General features: G+C 41.5%; 19 protein-coding genes. 16 read left to right on the top strand and 3 right to left on the bottom strand.

The annotated features are described in order from the left end of the window. The first annotated feature begins 15 nt into the window (after positions 1–15). The 8 genes from FFM66_RS01820 (at position 16) to gshAB (ending at position 13,189) form a co-directional block, all read left to right on the top strand. On the top strand, positions 16–936 hold the full coding sequence (locus FFM66_RS01820) for a carbohydrate ABC transporter permease (RefSeq protein ID WP_048604539.1): 921 nt from the start codon (positions 16–18) through the stop codon (positions 934–936). After that, entirely contained in the window at positions 929–1,756 is an 828-nt protein-coding gene (locus FFM66_RS01815) for a carbohydrate ABC transporter permease (RefSeq protein WP_171000773.1), read from the top strand. The genes FFM66_RS01820 and FFM66_RS01815 overlap by 8 nt, the downstream gene beginning before the upstream one ends. 24 nt (positions 1,757–1,780) lie before the next feature. Then, complete coding sequence (locus FFM66_RS01810) at positions 1,781–4,351, top strand: glycoside hydrolase family 38 N-terminal domain-containing protein (RefSeq protein WP_137604858.1); 2,571 nt, start codon at positions 1,781–1,783, stop codon at positions 4,349–4,351. 178 nt (positions 4,352–4,529) lie between these two features. After that, on the top strand, positions 4,530–5,216 hold the full coding sequence (gene rnc, locus FFM66_RS01805; RefSeq protein WP_048604536.1) for a ribonuclease III: 687 nt from the start codon (positions 4,530–4,532) through the stop codon (positions 5,214–5,216). Between the two features lie 21 nt (positions 5,217–5,237). After that, positions 5,238–8,825 (top strand): chromosome segregation protein SMC, encoded by a 3,588-nt coding sequence (smc, locus tag FFM66_RS01800; protein WP_137604857.1) that lies wholly within the window; start codon positions 5,238–5,240, stop codon positions 8,823–8,825. After that, a complete protein-coding gene (locus FFM66_RS01795; RefSeq protein WP_048604534.1) occupies positions 8,826–9,656 on the top strand; it encodes a Cof-type HAD-IIB family hydrolase in 831 nt (276 codons plus the stop codon). Between the two features lie 15 nt (positions 9,657–9,671). Continuing rightward, a complete protein-coding gene (ftsY, locus tag FFM66_RS01790) occupies positions 9,672–10,679 on the top strand; it encodes a signal recognition particle-docking protein FtsY (RefSeq protein WP_137604856.1) in 1,008 nt (335 codons plus the stop codon). A 257-nt stretch (positions 10,680–10,936) separates the two neighbouring features. Then, entirely contained in the window at positions 10,937–13,189 is a 2,253-nt protein-coding gene (gshAB, locus tag FFM66_RS01785; RefSeq protein ID WP_137604855.1) for a bifunctional glutamate--cysteine ligase GshA/glutathione synthetase GshB, read from the top strand. Between the two features lie 54 nt (positions 13,190–13,243). On the opposite strand, the gene FFM66_RS01780 is transcribed toward gshAB, so the two are convergent. Together FFM66_RS01780 and FFM66_RS01775 are read right to left on the bottom strand one after the other, a co-directional pair. Further along, positions 13,244–13,651 (bottom strand): hypothetical protein, encoded by a 408-nt coding sequence (locus FFM66_RS01780; protein ID WP_048604531.1) that lies wholly within the window; start codon positions 13,649–13,651, stop codon positions 13,244–13,246. 17 nt (positions 13,652–13,668) lie between these two features. Then, positions 13,669–14,118 (bottom strand): YueI family protein, encoded by a 450-nt coding sequence (locus FFM66_RS01775; RefSeq protein WP_048604530.1) that lies wholly within the window; start codon positions 14,116–14,118, stop codon positions 13,669–13,671. Positions 14,119–14,257: 139 nt separating this feature from the next. Between FFM66_RS01775 and FFM66_RS01770 the strand changes: the two genes are divergently transcribed. The 4 genes from FFM66_RS01770 to FFM66_RS01755 are packed head-to-tail and all read left to right on the top strand — an operon-like array spanning position 14,258 to position 17,695. Then, complete coding sequence (locus FFM66_RS01770) at positions 14,258–15,802, top strand: amidohydrolase (RefSeq protein WP_137604854.1); 1,545 nt, start codon at positions 14,258–14,260, stop codon at positions 15,800–15,802. A 6-nt stretch (positions 15,803–15,808) separates the two neighbouring features. Continuing rightward, positions 15,809–16,375 (top strand): GNAT family N-acetyltransferase, encoded by a 567-nt coding sequence (locus FFM66_RS01765; protein ID WP_137604853.1) that lies wholly within the window; start codon positions 15,809–15,811, stop codon positions 16,373–16,375. A 48-nt stretch (positions 16,376–16,423) separates the two neighbouring features. After that, positions 16,424–16,795, top strand: a complete 372-nt coding sequence (locus tag FFM66_RS01760; RefSeq protein ID WP_048604527.1) for an iron-sulfur cluster biosynthesis family protein — start codon at positions 16,424–16,426, stop codon at positions 16,793–16,795. A gap of 3 nt (positions 16,796–16,798) precedes the next feature. Then, positions 16,799–17,695: a metallophosphoesterase gene (locus FFM66_RS01755; RefSeq protein WP_137604852.1), complete on the top strand. Its 897-nt coding sequence runs from the start codon at positions 16,799–16,801 to the stop codon at positions 17,693–17,695. 48 nt (positions 17,696–17,743) lie between these two features. Here the strand turns inward: FFM66_RS01755 and FFM66_RS01750 are convergent, their stop codons facing one another. Then, positions 17,744–18,475 (bottom strand): MIP/aquaporin family protein, encoded by a 732-nt coding sequence (locus FFM66_RS01750; protein ID WP_048604525.1) that lies wholly within the window; start codon positions 18,473–18,475, stop codon positions 17,744–17,746. A 211-nt stretch (positions 18,476–18,686) separates the two neighbouring features. Between FFM66_RS01750 and FFM66_RS01745 the strand changes: the two genes are divergently transcribed. The 4 genes from FFM66_RS01745 to FFM66_RS01730 all read left to right on the top strand — a co-directional run bounded on the left by FFM66_RS01745 (position 18,687) and on the right by FFM66_RS01730 (position 21,036). After that, a complete protein-coding gene (locus FFM66_RS01745; RefSeq protein WP_048604524.1) occupies positions 18,687–18,911 on the top strand; it encodes a DUF2829 domain-containing protein in 225 nt (74 codons plus the stop codon). Then, positions 18,890–19,660 carry a 3-oxoacyl-ACP reductase gene (locus FFM66_RS01740; RefSeq protein ID WP_371851504.1) on the top strand — a complete coding sequence of 257 codons (771 nt, stop codon included), beginning with the start codon at positions 18,890–18,892 and terminating at the stop codon, positions 19,658–19,660. The genes FFM66_RS01745 and FFM66_RS01740 overlap by 22 nt, the downstream gene beginning before the upstream one ends. A 161-nt stretch (positions 19,661–19,821) precedes the next feature. Continuing rightward, positions 19,822–20,331 carry a QueT transporter family protein gene (locus FFM66_RS01735; protein WP_048604522.1) on the top strand — a complete coding sequence of 170 codons (510 nt, stop codon included), beginning with the start codon at positions 19,822–19,824 and terminating at the stop codon, positions 20,329–20,331. Between the two features lie 99 nt (positions 20,332–20,430). Then, positions 20,431–21,036, top strand: a complete 606-nt coding sequence (locus tag FFM66_RS01730; RefSeq protein WP_137604872.1) for a DUF1054 family protein — start codon at positions 20,431–20,433, stop codon at positions 21,034–21,036. The last annotated feature ends 49 nt before the right edge of the window (positions 21,037–21,085 follow it).

The raw sequence follows: 21,085 nt of genomic DNA, 5'->3' as shown, positions 1-21,085 counted from the left end.
CGAGGATGAACGACTATGAAACAAAAAAGATCATATTTATGGTTTATTGCTCCGGGATTTCTATTTTATTGTCTCTTTGTAATTTATCCAATTATTTCAGCAGCAAAGATCAGTTTTTTCAGATGGAACGGCATCGGAAAACAAGTATTTGTTGGATTGAATAACTACAAAGAGCTATTTTCTAATCCCGTGCTTCTAAACCAACTAGTAAATGCTCTAAAAAATAGTTTGATCATCTTTATTCTGACTATTTTAATCATGATACCCTTACAGATAATATTTGCTTATATGATTTATTCCAAAACTAGAGGACACAATGTTTTACGGACAGTTCTTTTTTCGCCACAGTTTATTTCAACCCCTGTAATAGTCTTTCTATTCACGTTGTTACTGGATTCTAATATTGGTTTGGTAAATGAATTTCTAAATAAGATTGGTTTGAGCTTCTTAGCTCAACCTTGGTTGGGAATGCCCAGTATCGGTATTTATGTGATATGGTTAATGATTTCATGGGCCGGTTTTGGTGTAGGAATGATGTATTTTATCGCTGCAATGAATATGGTTTCTGAAGATAGTATCGAGGCTGCTTATATGGAAGGAGCTGGATATTGGAGAAGACTTTGGCTAATTGTCATTCCTCAAATCAAAAATACAATTTTGAACTTAGGGTTGATTTCATATATAACTGCTATGACTATTTTCGATTATAGTTACATTTTGGGCGGTGTTTCTGGTGGTGTTGATGGAAGTGTTGATGTTGTAAGTCTATTCTTCTATCGGATTGCCTTTGGAGACAACAATCCTTTGGGCGGAAATCTGTCAGAAAATTCTATGGGGATGGGTACGACGATTGCAGTAGTGCTGTTCTTGATTATTTTTGTAGTAGCAACCTTGCAAATGTATTTTGTAATGAGAAAGGATGAAAAAAATGGTTAAACACAAAGGAGTAGTTGAAAAAATTGTCAATGGTGTCATGTGGTTGGCTTCTGCGTTTATCATTTTTATATTGGGATACCTTCTCTACAATTCATTCCGGAATAAAGCCGATTTTATGACCAACACGTTAGGACTACCTAAAGGATTTACTATTCAAAACTATATTAAGTTATTTGTTAATGATCATTTTGAAAAATATTTCTTTAACAGTCTTATTATTCTGTTTTTTTCAGTCATCCTACTTGTGCTTCTTTCATCTTTTGTCGCATACGGATTGGGAAGATATAGATTTAAAGGAAATCGATTTTTACGTGTTTTCTTTCTTGTAGGTATGATGTTCCCAGTCCAGTTAGGGATAGTTCCAATCTTTTTATTAATTAAAAATGTTGGATTGATGGACTCATATACAAGTGTAATTTTAATTTTGGGAACAGCGATCAGCATGCCTGTTTTGATGTTGACAGAATTTTTCAGTAAATTACCCGATGAACTCTATGAAGCTGCTACATTAGATGGTGCTGGCGAGTTGAAGATTTTTTGGAAAATTATGTTTCCGATGGCACGACCAGTTGTTTTCTCTGTATGTATTATTAGTTCAGTAAACATATGGAATCAATTTTTTATACCACTGATATTTTTACAAACGGATACTAAGAAAACAGTCCCACTCTTAGTTGTTAAGTATACAAATAATCTGTTTAATAATATGGATAGTGCATTGGCAGCATCAGTATTATCAACGATTCCCATCTTGATTATATTCGTAATTTTTTCTAGAAAAGTTCTTTCTGGTTTTATGAACGGAGCAGTTAAAGGATAAATAAGAATGGAGAAAAAATAAAGCATGAGTAAAATTAAAAAGATTTATTGCATTCATCACAGTCACTTTGACTTAGGCTATACGCATCCTCAAGAATTAATATTGGAACATCAAGAAGATTATATTTCTCAAGCAATTGAGTTATGTGAAAAGTATAAAGAGGAAGAACATCCTTTTCGGTGGACGATAGAAGCAACTTTGCCATTAGTAAATTGGCTAGCAAATGCAACAATAAAAGAAATTAATCAAGTAAAACAATTGGTTAAGAACAATTTGCTTTCGATTACTGCATTGCCTATGCATACAACCCCACTCAATGATGCCTTTCAATTAAAAAAATTGCTGGAATATAAAAAAGTGGTGGAAGACAAACTGGATTGTAAAATTACTACTGCGATCAATCATGACATTAATGGACAGGCGTGGTCTTTTGCGGATATATTACTGGATTCGGGTGTAGACTTTTATTTGACGGGAGAAAACATTCACTTTGGAGGAATTCCGTTTTCGAGACCGAAAGAATTCTATTGGGAAGCACCAAGTGGAAGAAAATTACTTAGTTTTTTAGGAGAACATTACTCTCTTTTTAGTCAATTTATGGAAACTGATAAACGAGACGTTTCTCTTATGAAGAGTGGACTCGAAAAATATATCGATCACCTTGATAAAAAAAACTACCAAAAGGATTTTGTTATTTTAACCGCAACAAATCCACCACTATTAGACAACAATTCACCCGACTTTGGTCTATTTGATCTAATAACTGAATTTAATAAAACGGTAGAAGAGTATCAAATTGAATTTATTACACCGGAGATGCTCAAGAAATTCTTATCAAGAACTGATGAAATTGAATCTGTAAAAGGTGATTGGACAGACTTCTGGAATTTTGGGGCAGGAAGCACACCATATGAAGTCAAATATAGTAAAGTAGCAAATCAAAATATTAAAAAAGCTAATTTGTTTGAGGCTTTTTCTAATAAGGTGACCAATCATTATCAACGAGTAAAAAAATCCGCATTATTGAATGCGCTGATCTACAATGAACATACTTGGGGTGCTGCGAATTCAGTGACAGATTCTTTTTCGTTGCAAGCTGTTATCGGCAAAAATAAAAAAGCTGGTTATTGTTTTGATGCTTTATCTCAAAGTGCATACATTCTCAATAAAATAGTTGACCAATACCACCATGTAGAGGACCAAAACGAGGAAATCAAATTTATCACGGCGACAAATACATCCTCCCATGTACAAGTTCAAGAAGCTAAAATACCTCAATATTTACTAGATAATACACCATACCTATCCTCTTTCAAATCAAATATCTATTTACATGGTGAAAAGGAATCGGAATATTTGTATGGTCCTTCACTGAAATTAGCACCGTATGAAACGATTGCGATTCCAGTGGATGAATTTAAGAAAAAAAGCTTAAAGAAAGAAATGGTTATTTCAACAGCTGAATATCAAACAAATCACTATAAACTGGTTGTTGATGGAAAAACCGGCTCAATTAAAAGCTTGTTCTCTAAAGATCTCAAAGAAGAGTTAGTTGACTCTAGCAAATATGGATTTTTCGATCTTGTTGTAGAAACAATTGATGAGACGAAAAACAAAGCAGAAAGAGCAACATTTTTCCCACGAGACATTGAGTTGGCAAACTATTCAATCAGTGTATGGAACCACCAGTGGGAGGGGAAGAGAGCATCTTTTATTGGAAAGACACAAACCTTTGCTTATCAATCAGATGGGAAACTTGTTGTAGAAACAATCCAAGATGGAGCACATCCAAGCATATCTTGGGTGAAAAGAAAAATAACGCTTAACGATTTTGATGGAACTGTTAAAATAAGCATGCGTATCAAGAGAAATTCTTATAGTGAACCAGTAGCGCATTATTTAACAATTCCTACGACACTACAAAAGAATTGGCAAGCTGTGTTTGAATCAGCAGATACTTTATATGAATTAGATGATGAACAATTAGGTGCTGTGAGCAAAGATTGGGTAACAATTGGTAATAGTGCAGCCTTTTATGATAAAAATAAAGGATTATACTTTGCGAGTTCAGATGCCCCATTAATGCAAGTGAATGGATTTTCTTTTGGAAGAGAAAGCAAGAGTATTGATAGAACAACTCATCCGCTATTCTTGTCTTGGTTGTATAACAATTACTGGGATACTAATTTTTCTGCTACAGATGATAATGAAATCGAACATGATTTTATAATCAAACCATTTACTAAATATATCAAAACAGAACAAATAGAATTAGGGGATGCTGCAAGTAATCCGATAGAATATTCTTGGTCGTCTACAGACGAGATTCCTCAACTACCATTGGAAGTCGACTGTACAAATGTAAGTATTCTGTCAGTTGAAAAGATATCAGAAGATTCTATCCAATTATTTATCAAAAATTATTCCAATCAATTGGGTAGTTTGGCGTTGTTTAATGTAACGAATAAGGTCAGTGAAATTTTTAAAACTGATTTAGCAGGCGAAGTGACTGAAAAAATTGATCTTTCAGAGACAGTTAATTTAGACGTTGCTCCAAACAGTTTTGGTTATTTTGAAATTAAAATAAAAAACTAATTAAACACCCTTTCAAAAAAGGTAGTTCTGCCATTTACCCGCAGACCTATCTTTTTTGTTTCGACGAGATAAGAAAGTTTTCCTTTAGACGGGGGAATTCTTTCTTGAAACATTTCCTAAATGGCGAAAAATCAGTATAATAGGAGAGTGTCGAATAAAAATCAAAGGACTGTGATTCATGGATAACCAGTTGACAACAGAACTAAAAGAAAAGTTCGGCATCGTTTTTCACGATGTCAATTTATTGGAACAAGCCTTTACCCATTCATCTTATGTGAATGAGCATCGTCATTTGCAATTGTCAGATAACGAACGTTTAGAATTTTTAGGCGACGCAGTATTGGAATTATTGGTTTCGCAATATCTTTATCGCGAATTGCCGCTGCCGGAAGGAAAGTTGACAAAATTACGGGCAGCCATCGTTCGGGAAGAAAGTTTGTCGCAATTTGCGCGGGAATGCAATTTTGATTCGTATATCAAATTAGGCAAGGGAGAAGAAATTTCCGGTGGGCGCACACGTCCTTCCTTGTTATGTGATCTATTTGAATCTTTTCTAGGTGCATTGTACTTGGATCAAGATTTGGAAACCGTAAAAAAATTCCTGGAAGTCGTAGTTTTTCCTAAAGTTCAAGCAGGTGCTTTTTCACATGAGATGGATTACAAAACGCGGTTGCAAGAAGTTCTTCAAAAATCAGGGGATGTCGTGATTGATTATCGTTTAATCAAAGAGGATGGTCCTGCACACGAACGAATTTTTGGGACAGAAGTTTATTGTGACGGAAAATTAATTGGTCAAGGCCAAGGAAAATCAAAGAAATTAGCGGAACAAGATGCTGCAGCAAACGCTCTGGCACATCTTGGGTAAGGAAAGGAGCAGGAAGCTTTCGTGTATTTAAAGCGAATTGAAATTGCCGGATTCAAATCTTTTGCGGATCGAACAGCCATTGATTTTGAAAATAGTGTTACAGCCGTCGTCGGTCCGAATGGTAGCGGAAAAAGCAATATCACGGAAGCGATTCGCTGGGTTTTAGGAGAGCAATCTGCTAAAAGTTTACGGGGAGGAAAGATGCCGGATATTATTTTTGCCGGCTCCGATTCCCGTAAGCCGCTGAATTTTGCGGAAGTGACTGTCATTTTAGATAATAGTGATCACTATTTGCCGATGGATTATACGGAGATCAGCGTGACCCGCCGATTACGCCGAACGGGAGAAAGTGATTTTTTTATCAACAAACAAAGCTGCCGGTTAAAGGATATCCAAGATTTATTTATGGATTCAGGATTGGGCAAGGAATCCTTTTCGATTATTTCACAAGGAAAGGTCGAAGCAATTTTCAGCAGCAAACCAGAGGATCGGCGGGGAATTTTTGAAGAAGCCGCCGGAGTCTTGAAATATAAGCAACGAAAGAAAAAAGCGGAACAGAAGTTGTTTGAAACCGAAGACAATCTTAGTCGGGTGCAAGACATCATCTATGAGCTGGAAGAACAACTGGCACCGTTGGCAGAACAAAGCCGCTCAGCCAAGGAATTTCTGCGTTTAAAAGCAGCACTGACGAAGGTAGATGTTGCCTTTACGGTAACAGAAATCAAGGAAAGCAAGGCAGACTGGGAGCAGGCAACTGAGGCGCTGGCAACAGTGGATCAAGAGCTTGACCATCTTGCCGCTGTTTTGAAAACGGGGGAAGAACAGGTTCAAGTACAGCGATGGAAACGGACACAATTGGACGAATGGTTAGAGGAAGCCAATCAGCAGTTACTGCATTTAACCGAAGCATTAAAACAAGCAGAGGGACAGCGGGAAGTTCTCCTTGAACGGTCAAAGCATACACAAAAGAGTTCACAGGAATACCAAACCGCTTTGGCGGAAAATCAAGAGCGTTTTGACCAACTGTCTGAAAGCAAGACGACCTTAATCCATCAGATGTCGGAAAAAAATCGGGAATTTCAGTTACTAGAAGAACAAACGTTGCAGATGCAAACGGAATTTGAGAAGTATCAGAAATCGACGAAGGAAGTCATCGAAGAATTACGCGGGCAGTATGTAGAAAAAATGCAGGAACATGCGAATGTCGGTAATGAATTGAAGCATTTAGAACGACAATATTTGCAAGAAACTGCGAAAAATCAGCAGGCGGTAAAAAAACAAGAACAACTGACGGCAACAATCAAAGAATTCCGTCAACAACAGCAACAAACACAGACCGCATTGCAGTCGGCGAAACAAACCCTGAAGGAGCAGCGCAGTCGATACCTTCAACTACAGGAGGCTGCTAAACAGTCTCAACAGCAATTTGCTGAGGAACAAAAAAAGATGTATCAGCTGATGAGCCAGTTACAACAGGCACGGGGGAAACAAAAGAGCCTGCAGGAGATTCAGGAAAGTTATGCAGGCTTTTATCAAGGCGTTCGCTACGTCCTGAAACATAAAGAACAACTTACTGGAATCGTGGGGGCGGTGGCGGAATTGATTGAGGTACCCACTGCGTATACCACAGCCATCGAAACGGCACTGGGTGGTGCGGCACAGCATATCGTTGTTGAAAAAGAAGCGGATGCCCGTAACGGAATCACGTTTTTAAAACAGCAACGAGGTGGTCGAGCGACCTTTTTACCGATGACGACGATTCAATCTCGTAAAGTTTCTGCGGCAGTGGAAAATCAAGCTGCCAGTGTCGCCGGTTATCTGGGGGTTGCCAGTGACTTGGTGCAGGTGTCGGATGAATTGCAAAAAATCTGCGAAAATTTGTTGGGGAGTGTACTGATTGCCGAAGATTTAGCCAGTGCAAATGCTTTGGCAAGAGCTGTTCATTATCGCTATCGGGTGGTGTCTTTGGAAGGAGACGTCATGAATGCCGGCGGGTCGATGACCGGGGGAACCAATAAAAAAGGGCAGAGCAGTTTATTTACCCAAACCAACGAATTGCAGCTTTTGATCGAGCAGGTCGCTAGTTTTGAACAACGACTGCAAACGACAGAAAAACAAGTGCAGCGTTTTGAAAAAAAAGCCAAGGAAAACCAAACTCAGGTGGAAGTTTTGCGGACGACAGGTGAAACGGCCCGTCTGAAGGAACAAGAACTGGAAAATCAAGTGCAAAACGTGACCCACGAATTGGCACGACTGGAAAAAGAACAAGCGGCATTTGCGTTTGAAAATCGTGAAATCCAGCTCTTTTTAGCCGAATATGGGGAACAAAAGACTGATTATCTGCAACGGCAAAAAAAAGTAGAAGCACAGCGCGAAGCCATCAATCAAGAAATCCAGCAGCTTAGTGCGCAAGAAGATCTGATTGAAGAAAAACGATTGGAAACCAGTCAAAAATTAGCCAAACTACGTGCTGAAATGGCAGTTGCTAAAGAACAGATTGCTCATCTTCGCCAACAGTTGGAAAGCAACGAGGAACGTCTTGGGGAAACCGAACAGCGGGAGAAAGTCTTAAAAAGTCAACTGCAAGCCTTGACGATGGATGTTTCCAGTCATGAAGTGACGGAAGAATCGCTGGACAAACAAGTCCAATCCCTTCGAGAAAAAAGGGACGAAATTCAAACAGAACTGACGCAACGGCAACAAGACCGGCGATTGATCCAAGTGAAAATCAGCGAGACAGACGAAAAAATTAGTCAACAACATCAACTGCAAAAGCAACTTTTGTCACAAAAAACGCAGGCGGAAGTGAAGAAAAGCCGTTCCGATGTTTTATTGGACAATCTGCTGCATTATTTACAAGAGGAATACAGTTTGACCTTTGAAGCTGCAGCTGCTGCCTATCCAAGCTATTCTTTAGCGGAAAAAGCAAGCATCAAACAGGAAATTAAACAATTAAAACAGGAAATCGAAGGGTTGGGACCAGTCAATCTCAACGCCATTGAGCAGTATCAGCAGGTTGCCGAACGTCATGAATTTTTGACCAGTCAGCGGGACGATCTCGTAGCGGCAAAGGATCAATTGTTTGATACGATGTCGGAAATGGATGAGGAAGTTAAAATCCGCTTTGCAGAGGTTTTTGCTGGTATTCGTCAAAAGTTCAAGGAAGTTTTTCCCAATATGTTTGGCGGCGGTCGGGCAGAGCTGTTGTTGACTGATCCGACTGATTTGTTGAATACCGGTATTGAGATTGAAGCTCAGCCTCCAGGGAAAAAATTGCAGAATTTAAGTCTGCTTTCCGGTGGCGAACGAGCGTTGACGGCAATTGCTTTGCTGTTTTCAATTATTCAGGTACGTCCAGTTCCGTTTTGTGTCTTGGATGAAGTGGAAGCGGCACTGGATGAGGCCAATGTCAATCGGTTTGGTCGCTACCTCAGTGAGTTTCAAAATGACACGCAGTTTATCGTGGTAACTCACCGTAAAGGAACGATGGAAGCTGCAAATGTGTTGTACGGAGTGACGATGCAAGAGTCTGGGGTTTCCCGGATCGTTTCGGTTCGGTTGGAAGAAGTCAATGAAGGCGGAAAAATCCAGCAAAAGGGAGTAAGTTAATTGATTAAATTGATCGCTATCGATTTAGATGGCACTTTATTGAATAATGAGAAAAAAATATCGGAAAAAAATCGGCGAATCTTGGCCCAAGCTAAAGCGCGGGGAATCAAAGTCGTGATTTGTACCGGACGGCCATTGCGGGCGATTCGTCCTTATTTGGAAGAATTGAATTTAAAGGATGCCGGAGATTACAGCATCACCTTTAACGGCGGGCTTGTCCAAAAAAATGATACTGGTGAAGTAATGGAAAAAGCGGCACTGCAACTAGCAGATGTGCAGCATTTAATCACTTTAGCAGAAAAATTGGATCTGTCTTTGGATGTGTTGTCGGATGAAATCGTCTTGAATTTGCCGACATCCACCAACCATCCATCGATTTACGGTTCACTGAATCCGTTGTTGGATTGTCGTCCGTGTGAAATCGCCGATTTAACGGAAAATCGACTGTACAACAAAGCAGTCATTGCCTATCACCAAGAATTTTTAGATGAACAGATCAAAAAAATTCCGGCAGCTTTTCGGGAAGCCTATGAAATCATCAAAACCCGGAACAATTTGTTGGAATTCATGCCAAAGGGAATCACCAAAGCCTATGGAATTGCTTTGTTGGCAAAAGATTTGGGCATTCAACAAGCCGAAGTAATGGCGATTGGGGATGAAGAAAATGACTTGCCGATGATCCAGTATGCCGGCATCGGAGTGGCGATGGATAATGCGGTGCCAATCGTGAAAGAAGCAGCAACAATCGTCACAGCTTCCAACGAAGCCGACGGAGTTGCTTTAGCTATTGAAAATTATGTACTGAATAAAGCAGAAGAAATTTTATCCTAAAATAGGAGGGGTCTCATGGGATTTTTTGACAAGATCAAAAAAGCTTTTACCGGCGAAACGACAGAATCGGTGGAAGAGCAAGATGCGGTTCAGGAAAAATACGACAAAGGACTGGAAAAAAGCCGAAAAACCTTTGGCGAACGAATGAATGAACTGTTTGCCAATTTTCGGACAGTCGATGAGGATTTTTTTGAAGAATTAGAAGAGACGTTGATTGGTGCGGATGTCGGTTTTGAGACAGCCATCAAAATCAGCGAATCATTGCGGCAGGAAGTCAAGCTGCGGAATGCGAAGAAGCCGGGAGAAATCCAAAATGCAATCATTGAAAAACTGGTTGATTTGTATGAAGCAGAAGGTGTGAATGAAGTAAACGACCTGAATCTGCAGCCAGAAGGATTGACAGTCATGCTGTTTGTTGGTGTCAATGGCGTAGGGAAAACGACCAGCATCGGGAAATTGGCCCATCAATACAAGCAGGAAGGCAAAAAAGTGTTGCTGGCAGCAGCCGATACATTTCGTGCCGGTGCGATCGATCAGCTGGTAGTCTGGGGAGAACGGGCCAATGTAGAAGTTGTCCGTGGAAAAGCCGGCGGTGATCCGGCAGCCGTTGTTTTTGACGCAATCAAAAAAGCTCAGGCACAGCAGGCGGATGTTTTGCTGGTAGATACAGCGGGACGTTTGCAAAACAAAATCAATCTGATGAATGAACTAGAAAAAATCAAACGGGTGATCCAACGGGAAATTCCGGAAGCCCCCCATGAAGTTTTGCTGGTGTTAGACGCCACCACGGGACAAAATGCGATGGTTCAAGCAAAGCAGTTTAAAGAAACCACCGATGTTACTGGACTGGTTTTGACTAAATTGGACGGAACCGCAAAAGGCGGCATCGTGTTGGCGATTCGTAACGAATTGCATCTGCCGGTCAAATTAGTTGGTCTGGGAGAAGGAATCGACGATTTAGAACCTTTTGATCCCAATGAATTTGTCGTTGGGCTGTTTAAAGGATTGTTGCAAGACGAATAAGCAGGACACTTTCTTTTCCAAGACGATTTTTCGTTGTTTGGAGAAGGAGGTGTTTTTTCATACCATTGCTTTTTCTATCAAAACACTGGGTTGCTCCTTTTTATTTTATGGTAGAATGGGAACAACTTAGATAAAAAAATCTTGAGCAATTCCGTTTTGTTTCTCGTTTTTTTCCTCTATACTGTGAGGGAATGTTCCCTTTGCACAGAAAAAATGAGCAGCGGTGAGCAAAAGAAGTCAGCGAAGGATGCAAATATATGAATTATCAACAACTATTAAAAAATGAATTCGTCCAACCCTACCTGCTGCAAGCACGGTTTGGTGTAGAAAAGGAAAGTCAGCGAATCGATCTAGAGGGAAATTTGGCAACGACCGACCATCCGCAAATCTTGGGTAATCGTTCGTATCACCCGTATATCCAAACTGATTTTGCTGAAACACAAATGGAGCTGATTACTCCGGTCGCTACGTCTTCCAGCGAATTGATGCGCTGGTTGGCAGCAATCCATGATGTCGCCTATCGTTCTATGTCTGAGATGCTTTGGCCTTTGAGTATGCCGCCAGCATTGCCGGAAAAAGAAGAAGCAATTATTTTGGCAAAACTGGATGCTTTTGAAGACGTGCTGTATCGTCGATATCTGGCAAAAGAATATGGTCGGCGCAAGCAAATGGTCAGCGGCATCCACTTCAATTTTGAATTTGCCGAAAAGCTGATCATGGCGCTTTTTGACCAGCAGACAGAAATCAGCGAATGTGAAGCGTTTAAGACGGAGTTGTATTTACGGGTAACCCGTAATTATTTGCGTTATCGTTGGCTGATTACTTATTTATACGGCGCATCGCCGGTAAGCGAAGCCCGTTATTTCTTAAAGGATGGTCCCAAAGAACCTGTTCGCAGTATTCGCAGCAGTGAGTATGGATATACCAATCATGAGAATGTACAAGTTTCTTACAGTAGTTTGCCGACCTATTTAGAAAATATTGCGCAAATGGTGGAAGAAGGCAAACTTTCGGAGGAAAAAGAATTTTATGCACCGGTTCGTTTGCGTGGGGGAAAAAAAGTTGCCGATTTGAAAGAGACCGGTATTCGCTATATTGAATTGCGAAACATCGACCTAAATCCCTTTGCCCCTTATGGAATCGATCAGGAGCAGGTAGATTTTCTACACATTTTTATGCTTTTCATGTTGTGGAAGGAAGAAGAAAAAACTGCCGATGAATGGGTTGCAGAAGGCAATGAAAGAAATAATCGCGTCGCATTGGAACATCCCGCTTCGGCGACTGAATATTTGGCAGAAGGGCAACAGATTCTTTCTGAGATGAAACAAATGGCAGCGGCACTGCATTTACCGTTGAAGGCTGATTTTTTCCAATTTATGGAGGAAGCCCTGCAAGACCCTAGTCAAACACTGGCGGCAGCTTTGTACCATGCCAGCCAAGAAACATCACAAACGGCAGTAGCCACCGCTTTAGCAAAGCAAAACCATGAAAATGCCTGGAAAAAACCTTATCAGCTGGCAGGATTTCGACAAATGGAATTGTCTACACAAATTTTTATGTTTGATGGGATTCAAAAGGGAGTTCTCGTTGAAGTTTTAGACGAACAGGATCAATTTTTGAAGTTGCAGTTTGCCGAGCATGTGGAATATGTCAAAAATGCCAATATGACTAGCAAGGACCGCTATGTCGTTCCATTGATGATGGCTAATAAAACGGTGACGAAAAAAGTGTTGGCACAAGCCGGTTTTCGAGTGCCGGAGGGAGAAGAGTTCACGGAGAAGCAAGAAGCTTTGCGGGCCTATCCCCGTTTTGCCAAGCAAGGAATCGTAGTGAAGCCAAAATCGACGAATTATGGTTTGGGAATTTCGATTTTCAAAGACGGAGTCAGTGAAGAAGATTATGAAACGGCGGTTGCGATTGCTTTTGCGGAAGACCGCGCAATTTTAGTGGAGGAATTTTTGCCGGGAACAGAGTATCGTTTCTTTGTTTTAGATGGCAAAGTTCAGGGAATTATGCTGCGGGTACCCGCCAATATTGTGGGGGACGGTAAGCAAACCATCGCGGAATTGGTGGCAGAAAAAAATCGGGATCCATTGCGGGGGACGAATCACCGGGCACCGCTGGAATTAATCAAATTAGGAGAAGTCGAGAAGCTGATGTTAAAAGCGCAAGGCTACACCCCAGAGAGCATACCGGAAAAAGAGGTCGTGGTCTATCTGCGGGAAAACTCCAATGTTTCTACGGGTGGAGATTCCATCGATGTCACCGACGAATTTTCTAACGATTACAAACAAATCGCTGTAGCCGCCGTCAACGCACTGGGGGCGAAAATCAGCGGTATCGACCTAGTGATCCCAGATAAAACCCGTCCGGCAAATGAAAAGCAGGCTTACGGAATTATCGAAGCCAACTTTAATCCGGCGATGCATATGCACGTGTATCCTTATGCTGGTAAAGGACAACGATTAACGCTGAAGGTTCTGAATTTTCTCTTTCCAGAAATAAATTAAAAAAAAATACTTTGTTAGGCGCCATTTCCAACCGGCGACTGACAAAGGATTTTTTTAAAATTCAAAACTTTTGATTTCAATGGTTTGCTTGGTTTCTTCCACTTCCAGACCAGTCAAGGATTCCCACCATTGCTTCATTTCTTTTTCATAAGTAGTTGGAAAATCATTGACGATCGCCAATAGACTTTTATGATTCAGCTGGGCGTAAGAAAAATTCAAAGCAAGGTTGTATTTCAGCTCCGTCAACAAGCTGTAATATTGAAACATCAGGTAATTCATTTCTTCCGGGTCTTCTTCTTGCAAAACTTTTGGTGCGCGGTCAAGCATGAAACCGAAGCTGCGCATCATGAAAGTAATTCCGTCCAAATGCTCTGAATCGATAGTAGAAACGTCTTTCAAAATATCAATGTGAGTGTCAAGCGCTTTCAACAATTCTTCTTTTAAAACCGTATAGCTGGGCATACAAATTCCTCCTGACATTAGTGAAACAATTTTTTCCAAAAACTTTCTTTGTCGGGGTCTTCCGGCTCCGTTTCCTTCACGGGTTCTTCTGGATATTTTTTCTCCACATCGATCTCTGGTTCATTGACCGCTTCTTTGGCGGTGAGCAGCAAACCGAAAGAGTCGGGCTTGTTGTCCACGTCATTGACGATCGTAAACTTGGCTTGATGTTTGGTTGCTAATTGGATGTATTCTCCTTGTAGAGTAGCCGGGAGCTGTCCATTTAAAAGAATCGTGACATCTTGGTGTTTGTCCAATTCAAGCACCAATTTCTCTTGGTTTGTTTTCTTTTTCATTTCGGCGATGGTCATGCTAAGGTAGCAGCGTTCACGAAAAGTTCCCATGTATTTGTGCTGTTCTTCGGGTTTGACTAAAGGTGCGCCATACCGTCCCTTATCTAAATGCTGTTGCAACTGATCTTCAGCCATTTTCTTCCCCCTCTCATTCAGATACTTTATTATACCATGATTTCCATCGGAGTTTAATGACAGAAATAAGGGATGAGACGTGAGTTTTTTTCTGCTTTCAGTATAATGAAAGAAAAAGCCAAGAAGGAGATTTTCTTTTATGCAGCTATTTATCAACGGCAAAATTTATCAAGAAGAAGGTTTTGTTTCAGCGATGATGGTGGGAAACGGGAAAGTGATCTGGCTGGGAAATCAGCCGAAAGCTGCGGCAGATGAAGTAATTGATCTGCAAGGAAAAACGGTTTTACCGAGTTTTTGGGATATCCACACGCACCCCCTTTGGCTCAGTGAAACCTTAAACGAGGTAGCATGCACACCGCCGAATGTGACTAGTATCAAGGCAATGATCGCTGCCTTAAAAGAGGCTTCCCCCAATCAAAGTGGCTGGATTGAAGGCTGGGGATATGACGAATCAAAATTAGCCGAAGGACGTACGCCAACTTGCCACGATTTGGATCAAGTCTCCTTGACACAGCCGGTCTATGTGATGCGTTCTGACTGCCATTCTTGTGTCGTCAATTCTGCAGCATTGCAGTTGGCGGGAATCACACAGGAAACACCGGAGCCGATTGGAGGCAAGATTGGGCGGTTTGCAGACGGCACGCCCAATGGGGTCATGATTGAAAATGGTGCTAGTCAATTGATCAAAAAAGTCAAAAATCAGGAGACGTTTGAGGCGGCAGTTGCTCGTACCTTACAGTTGGGCAGCCATTACCGGCAGCGAGGAATTGGTGTGATTTCCGATATGATCAGTTTACGCCAGCCGTTTGATTACGGTGAGATTTATAGTGAGGCGTGTCGTCAAGGCCTGCCACAAACAGTTTATTTGTATTATTCCTGGGATGAGGTGAAAAACGGAAACCTGCCGCAAGCTACCCATCCTCAGGTTCATGTGGCAGGAATCAAACTTTTTATGGACGGCACGATTTCCAACCAAACTGCCCATATGAAGGAACCCTTTAAAAATTCAGAAACGACTGGTTTTACCATCAACACGAAGGAAGATTTACTTAATGCCTATGATTTTGCCAAAGCCAATCATTGCCAAATTGCGATTCATGCGATGGGAGATGCTTCTCTTCAGTTGATTTTAGATACGTTAGGAAAAAAAGAACCTTGGCTTGCGATTCCTTCCGTTCGAATTGAACATGCCACGCTATTATCCGATGAACTATTGGCAGCATTTGCCAACGCAAAAATGAATTTTGCCTTTGTCACACAAATTATTTTTTTGTATGCAGAATATGCGTCTTATTCTCAAAACTTAGACACCAAACGGTTGCGGGAAACGTATCGGTTAAAGAGTATGAAAAAAAGCGGCATTCCAACCGCACTTTCTTCCGATGCTCCGGCAACTGCATGGCTGGCGCCGGATGATGTATTGACGAGTTTAACTGCGGCAGTGACCCGCAAAGGAGCAAAGGGTGAAGACTTAAATCAGGAGGAGCGTCTCTCTTTACGAGAAGCTCTGGGACTTTATACAACGGCTGCGGCAGCAATTGTTCCGACAACGGCCACTGGAAAACTGACAGTCGGACAATCGGCGGATTTCATTGTCTTATCCGAAGATATTTTTGAAGAAACGGCGGAAAAATGGCCGGCTCTGACAGTCGAGGCATTGTATTTACAAGGAAAGCAGGTGTGAAAATTTATGGAACAAGAAGAAAATAGGGCATTGGTTTTTGCAGAGCATCAGGAAATAGTGACACCACGTCTGCGCCTGCGTCCAGTAACATTGGCAGATGCCCAAGACATGTTTGCCTATGCCGGTGACGAAGAAACCACTCGTTTTGTTTTTTTGGCCCACCAAACGCTTGTAGACACGAGAAAAGCCATTGCTACGTATTTTATGGCGGCTCCTTTTGGCAAATATGGCATTGAAGAACCTGGTTCGGGAAAATTGATTGGGACGATTGATCTGCGGGTCAAAAAAAGTGCCGCCGAACTTGGCTATGTACTGAACAAAACCTATTGGGGAAAAGGCTACGTGCCGGAAGCAGCGCAAGTCTTGTTGAAATTGGGCTTTGAAGAAATGAATCTGGCACGGATTTTTGCTTTGCGGGATGTTCGGAATCAGGCGTCCAAGCGGGTGATGGAAAAAATTGGGATGAAGCAAGAAGGAGTCCTTGCCTCTGCCGGAATCCGTAAAGGGGAAATTCTGGATGTGGCGATTCACGCCATCACCCACGAGCGTTGGATGCAACAAGCCATCGTTTAACAGAAGTTTTCTAAATTTTTATTTGTGAAAAAGCAAAGGAGGAAGCGTATGATTTTACATTTAAGCAAAGAAGTTCAGAAAAAACTGACTGATAAAAAACAAGCCGGTGATCGGCTCTTTCTTGATTTTGAAGATGGAGAAGGACCGTTTGCCGCAACGGCTATCACTTGTCGTTTGGATGTCAGCTTTCGTTTTTTACTGGTGGCGCAAGGACACAGCAGTGATACGGCCATCTATGACGAACGATTGACGACTGAGATTGGGGAAATTTATTTTAAGCATTCCGCAGAAAAATATTTGGAACCAGAAGTTGAAGCTGTTTTTAATTCTGCCTATGGAACGATTCAGCTTAAAGGAAAAAGCGGTGTATTGGCAGATAATGTTCCGATTATTTCCGTCGATCAGAAGTTTGCAGGCTGAAAAATGGGAAAACTAGCCGTAATCAGTGACCTGCATGTAGATATCAATCGCCTGACCACTGAAGATTTGGAAAAAATTGCTGGGGTCCTGCAGGCTGCTCAAACCACTCGGGTACATTTTGCCGGCGATACCGCCAATCACATTCATGCGGCATTGGCCGTGTTTGATTTTTTTCAACAACACTGGCAGACGACCTTTAATTGGGGCAATCATGAAATGGCAGATTTATCAGAAAGCGGGATTGAAGAATTTGACGATGCACGCTTTTTGAATTTTCGAACACTGCCTCTTTCTGAAAATACTGTTCTTTTAGGGATGAATGGCTGGTACGATTACCAGTATGCAACAAATTTGGATCCACAAAAGATTTTGCGAATGAAGCGATTGTATTGGTATGACCGTATGATTCAGCGAAAAGCCAGCGATCCTGAGATTACGCAACAAATCATCACGCAATTGCGACAATCCTTGGATCAGTTGTCTCAACAAAAGAAACAAATTATTTTGGCGACTCATTTTGTGCCGCGACGGGAATTTATTGTTTATCAAACTGATCCTAGTTTTTCACGGTGGAATGCCCTGAATGCTTTTCTGGGTTCAGAAGCTATCGGGGAAGTTTTGGATCACTATCCGAATGTAAAACAAGTGATTTTTGGGCATACTCATCGGCGTTTTGCCGACAAAATGATTAATGGGATTGAATACAGTTGTCGCCCCTTCGGCTATTTCTATGAATGGCAGCTGACCCGACAGTTTATGTCGGAATACCAGTTGATTGATCAGATAAATCCCTTGAAATTTCGCGGGATTATTCGACAAAACCAGCCGCTTTTTGATGCATACAAAGAACAACATCTGGTAGAAGAAATTCAGCAGGCAATCACCTTTGTCCCCTACTAAAAAAGGCGTGAAAATCCGTAGATTTTCACGCCTTTTTCTGGCTAAATTTTATAAGAAGAGTGCTTTATAAAATAGAATTGCAACGATGCTGGCTAAAATCGGCGCAACAACGGGTACCCATGAATAGCTCCATTGAGAATCGCCTTTATTTTTCAAAGGCAGTAAAGCGTGAACCAAACGAGGACCGAAGTCACGAGCTGGGTTCAAGCCGGGGCCAGTTGGTCCACCTAAGGATGCAACCAGTGTCCAAACCAAGAAACCTAAAGCAAAGTGGGCTGTTCCCAAATTGTCTTGGAAGAAAGGTGCTTTCGTGATTCCGATGGCACCAAGAAACAAAATAAATGAACCAACAAATTCATTAACGAATCCGTTGAGTTTTGAACCAACACTATTGATTGTCGAGAAAGTTCCCAAAATGTGTTGAGGATTTTCTGTTTGATCGTAATACGGTTTGTAGCAGGCAACAATAATTAATTGACCAACAATGGCACCAAGTAATTGTGCGATGATATAAGGAACAACTTCTGCCCAAGGGAACATACCGGCTACGGCTAAACCAATCGAAAAAGCGGGATTGATGTGGTTTCCACTGATCGAACCAAACATCATAGCTGGAATCATAACCCCACAGCCATACCCTACAGCAATCAGCATCCAGTCACTGCCATATCCTTTTGTGCCTTTCAAGTCTACGTTTGCTACTGCACCATTTCCTAACATAATTAACAGAGCAGTTCCGACAAATTCCGCTGCCAGACGAGTCATTAATGAATAATCCAAAATATACTTCCTCCTAATATTTTTTGTCAGTGATGCAGAGCAATGCAATCAGTGCAAATAGAAAAAATCAAATGATCGCTCGGAAAACACCAAACATTACTATGTAACCAAAATTTCTGAAAATTTTCAAGTAGAAATACATTAAAATTGCAAATTGTTTTTTGTGAAGGGAAAAGGTATAGTGGGAACAAAGAAAAAAGGAGGAAAAAAAATGACATTTGAAGAGATTTTACCCCAACTAAAAAAGGGAGCAAAAATCATCCGGGAAGGCTGGGGTGGTTTTGAATTATACGTGACATTCGTTGCCGGGGATGAATTTGAAGGACATCCAGTAACACCGTATCTATTGATTAAAACCTCAGACGAAGGTTTTTCAAGTTTTGCACCGACAGTTTGTGACATTTTAGCAGAGGATTGGAAGATCGTGACCCCATGAAGCCAAACGAATTTACCGGAAAAGTCGTTTTCGTAACGGGAGCAGCTTCAGGCATTGGTTTGGCACAGGCAAAAGCTTTTCTAACTGCCGGAGGAATCATTTTTGGTGTGGATAAAAAACCACAGGGAGCCGAATTAAAGGAAGAATTCCCCGCCACCTCGTTTTTTCTAATGGGTGATCTTGAAGAAGCCGAATTTTGCCGACAAGCTGTTGCACAATGTCTGGAAAAATTTGGTCGGATTGATATCTTGCTGAATACCGCCGGCGTTTTGGACGATTATCGTCCGCTGATGGAAACCGACGAAACACTATGGCGTCATATTTTAGGAACAAACCTGGATAGCATGTTCCATTTAACAAAAGCCGTTTTGCCGACGATGCTTGCCCGAAAAAATGGGACGATCATTAACATGGCTTCTATTGCCAGTCTTGTGGCTGGTGGTGGCGGAATTGCCTACACAACCTCTAAACATGCGATTGCCGGATTTACCAAGCAATTAGCGCTGGATTACGCAGCCAGCGGTATTCACGTCGCTGCAATCGCTCCTGGTGCAATTCAAACACCGATGAATGCAGCGGATTTTGCCGGTGAAGGAAAGATGGCCAAATGGGTCGCCGACGAAACACCAGTCAAACGCTGGGCACAGCCGGAAGAGGTTGCCAATCTAACCTTATTTTTGGCTAGTGAACAGGCTAGCTACCTTCAGGGAAATATCCTGCCGATCGATGGCGGCTGGCTGTTGAAATAAAGAAGGTAGTAACGAATGACAACATTTTTGGGCAATCCCCTCTTGCCAGATGCGGTTTTTTGATTAAGATAAAAGATAGCGGAAAATTTCCGCACTGCGGCACTTCAATCCTTTGGTCGCAGTTATTACCAAGTCATTGACTTGTAAAGGAGTGTCGAAAAATGAATAATCATGAAGTACGTTCAGCTTCTCGCTGGACCACGAAAGAAACTGCTAAGATGGCGCTGGTTGCCAGTTTATATGTGGTAGTCACGGTTTTTCTGGCAGTCATCAGTTTCGGTGCTGTACAAATTCGCTTATCAGAAATGTTTAATTATCTGGCGTTGTATAATAAGCGGTACATTTGGGCAGTAACCGTTGGCGTGGCAATCGCCAACATCGCTTCACCCAATGGATTGATCGATGTCGTGGTAGGGAGTGTCTGCACGCTTTTTGTGCTGTTGTTTAATCAATGGCTGACAAAGCGGATGAAATCAATGAAAAATAAAATGGTGGTCACAGCGCTGGTTTTTGCTGTCTCTATGTTTACCGTTGCCGGTCAGTTGACTATTTTATACCAAGCACCATTTTTCTATAATTGGCTGATCATCGGTTTAGGGGAATTGGTCTCCATGACGATTGGCGGGGTCATCATTCATTTTATCGGCAAACGAATCGACTTAACGAAATAAAATGTCACAGCTCATTTCGATTGAAGGATGAGCTGTTTTTTGTTGTCTGAAAAAGAAAAGACGACTACAATGATGGAAAAAGTAAAAGAGGGATGTTTGTTGTTCACGGAAAAAAGTTTTGCAGTTTTTACTGTTTACGGGTTGGAGCCAAGAATGGCTGCTATTCGTGCAGAAATCCAACCGGTTTTTCATTCATTACAGGCTGAATTTCAGCCGATAATCGAGGAACGGATTCAAAAAGAGCTGTTTCTTCATATTGCCCAGCATCGCCGCCGAAGCGTGTACCCACCGGAAAGTACCTTGTCAGCGTTGAGTCAAAAAAAGCGGGGCTATAAAATGGAGCCCCATTTCCAATTAGGCATTTGTGAAGAGTATGTTTTCATGTGGCTGTCCTTGATTGATCAGCCACCTCAAAAAAGTGAAATGGCGGAAAAAATGTTGACACATCACGAGCTGTTTGAAGAACTGCCAAAAGATAGCATCCTTAGCCCAAACCATATGGAAAATGCTGTGCTGCCGCTGGAAAGTACAACCTTGGAAAAAACCTTACGGCGCTTGCGGGATGTGAAAAAAGGGGAATTTCAAGTGGGGCGTGTGCTTCTAAAAGACAGTGAACTGTGGCAACATCCGGAAGAAGCCAAGGCTTATATGCTAGAGAGTTATCTTGCTTTAGTCCCTCTGTACAATTTGTTAATGCAGGTGTGAAAAGGTTTTGATTGTAGTGTTTATAGGATTTTGATAGAATAAGAAGCAG

The sequence above is a fragment of the Enterococcus songbeiensis genome (assembly GCF_005405265.1).
Lineage (GTDB): Bacteria > Bacillota > Bacilli > Lactobacillales > Enterococcaceae > Enterococcus_C > Enterococcus_C songbeiensis.
This window is presented reverse-complemented; position numbering and strand designations above follow the sequence as displayed.

Coding starts and splice junctions, on each gene's coding strand:
- ftsY (WP_137604856.1), top strand. CDS start 9,672: ATGGGATTTTTTGACAAGATCAAAAAAGCTTTTACCGGCGAAACGACA.
- FFM66_RS01745 (WP_048604524.1), top strand. CDS start 18,687: ATGACATTTGAAGAGATTTTACCCCAACTAAAAAAGGGAGCAAAAATC.
- FFM66_RS01820 (WP_048604539.1), top strand. CDS start 16: ATGAAACAAAAAAGATCATATTTATGGTTTATTGCTCCGGGATTTCTA.
- FFM66_RS01760 (WP_048604527.1), top strand. CDS start 16,424: ATGATTTTACATTTAAGCAAAGAAGTTCAGAAAAAACTGACTGATAAA.
- FFM66_RS01780 (WP_048604531.1), bottom strand. CDS start 13,651: ATGCCCAGCTATACGGTTTTAAAAGAAGAATTGTTGAAAGCGCTTGAC.
- FFM66_RS01775 (WP_048604530.1), bottom strand. CDS start 14,118: ATGGCTGAAGATCAGTTGCAACAGCATTTAGATAAGGGACGGTATGGC.
- rnc (WP_048604536.1), top strand. CDS start 4,530: ATGGATAACCAGTTGACAACAGAACTAAAAGAAAAGTTCGGCATCGTT.
- FFM66_RS01765 (WP_137604853.1), top strand. CDS start 15,809: ATGGAACAAGAAGAAAATAGGGCATTGGTTTTTGCAGAGCATCAGGAA.
- FFM66_RS01770 (WP_137604854.1), top strand. CDS start 14,258: ATGCAGCTATTTATCAACGGCAAAATTTATCAAGAAGAAGGTTTTGTT.
- FFM66_RS01755 (WP_137604852.1), top strand. CDS start 16,799: ATGGGAAAACTAGCCGTAATCAGTGACCTGCATGTAGATATCAATCGC.
- FFM66_RS01735 (WP_048604522.1), top strand. CDS start 19,822: ATGAATAATCATGAAGTACGTTCAGCTTCTCGCTGGACCACGAAAGAA.
- FFM66_RS01810 (WP_137604858.1), top strand. CDS start 1,781: ATGAGTAAAATTAAAAAGATTTATTGCATTCATCACAGTCACTTTGAC.
- gshAB (WP_137604855.1), top strand. CDS start 10,937: ATGAATTATCAACAACTATTAAAAAATGAATTCGTCCAACCCTACCTG.
- FFM66_RS01815 (WP_171000773.1), top strand. CDS start 929: ATGGTTAAACACAAAGGAGTAGTTGAAAAAATTGTCAATGGTGTCATG.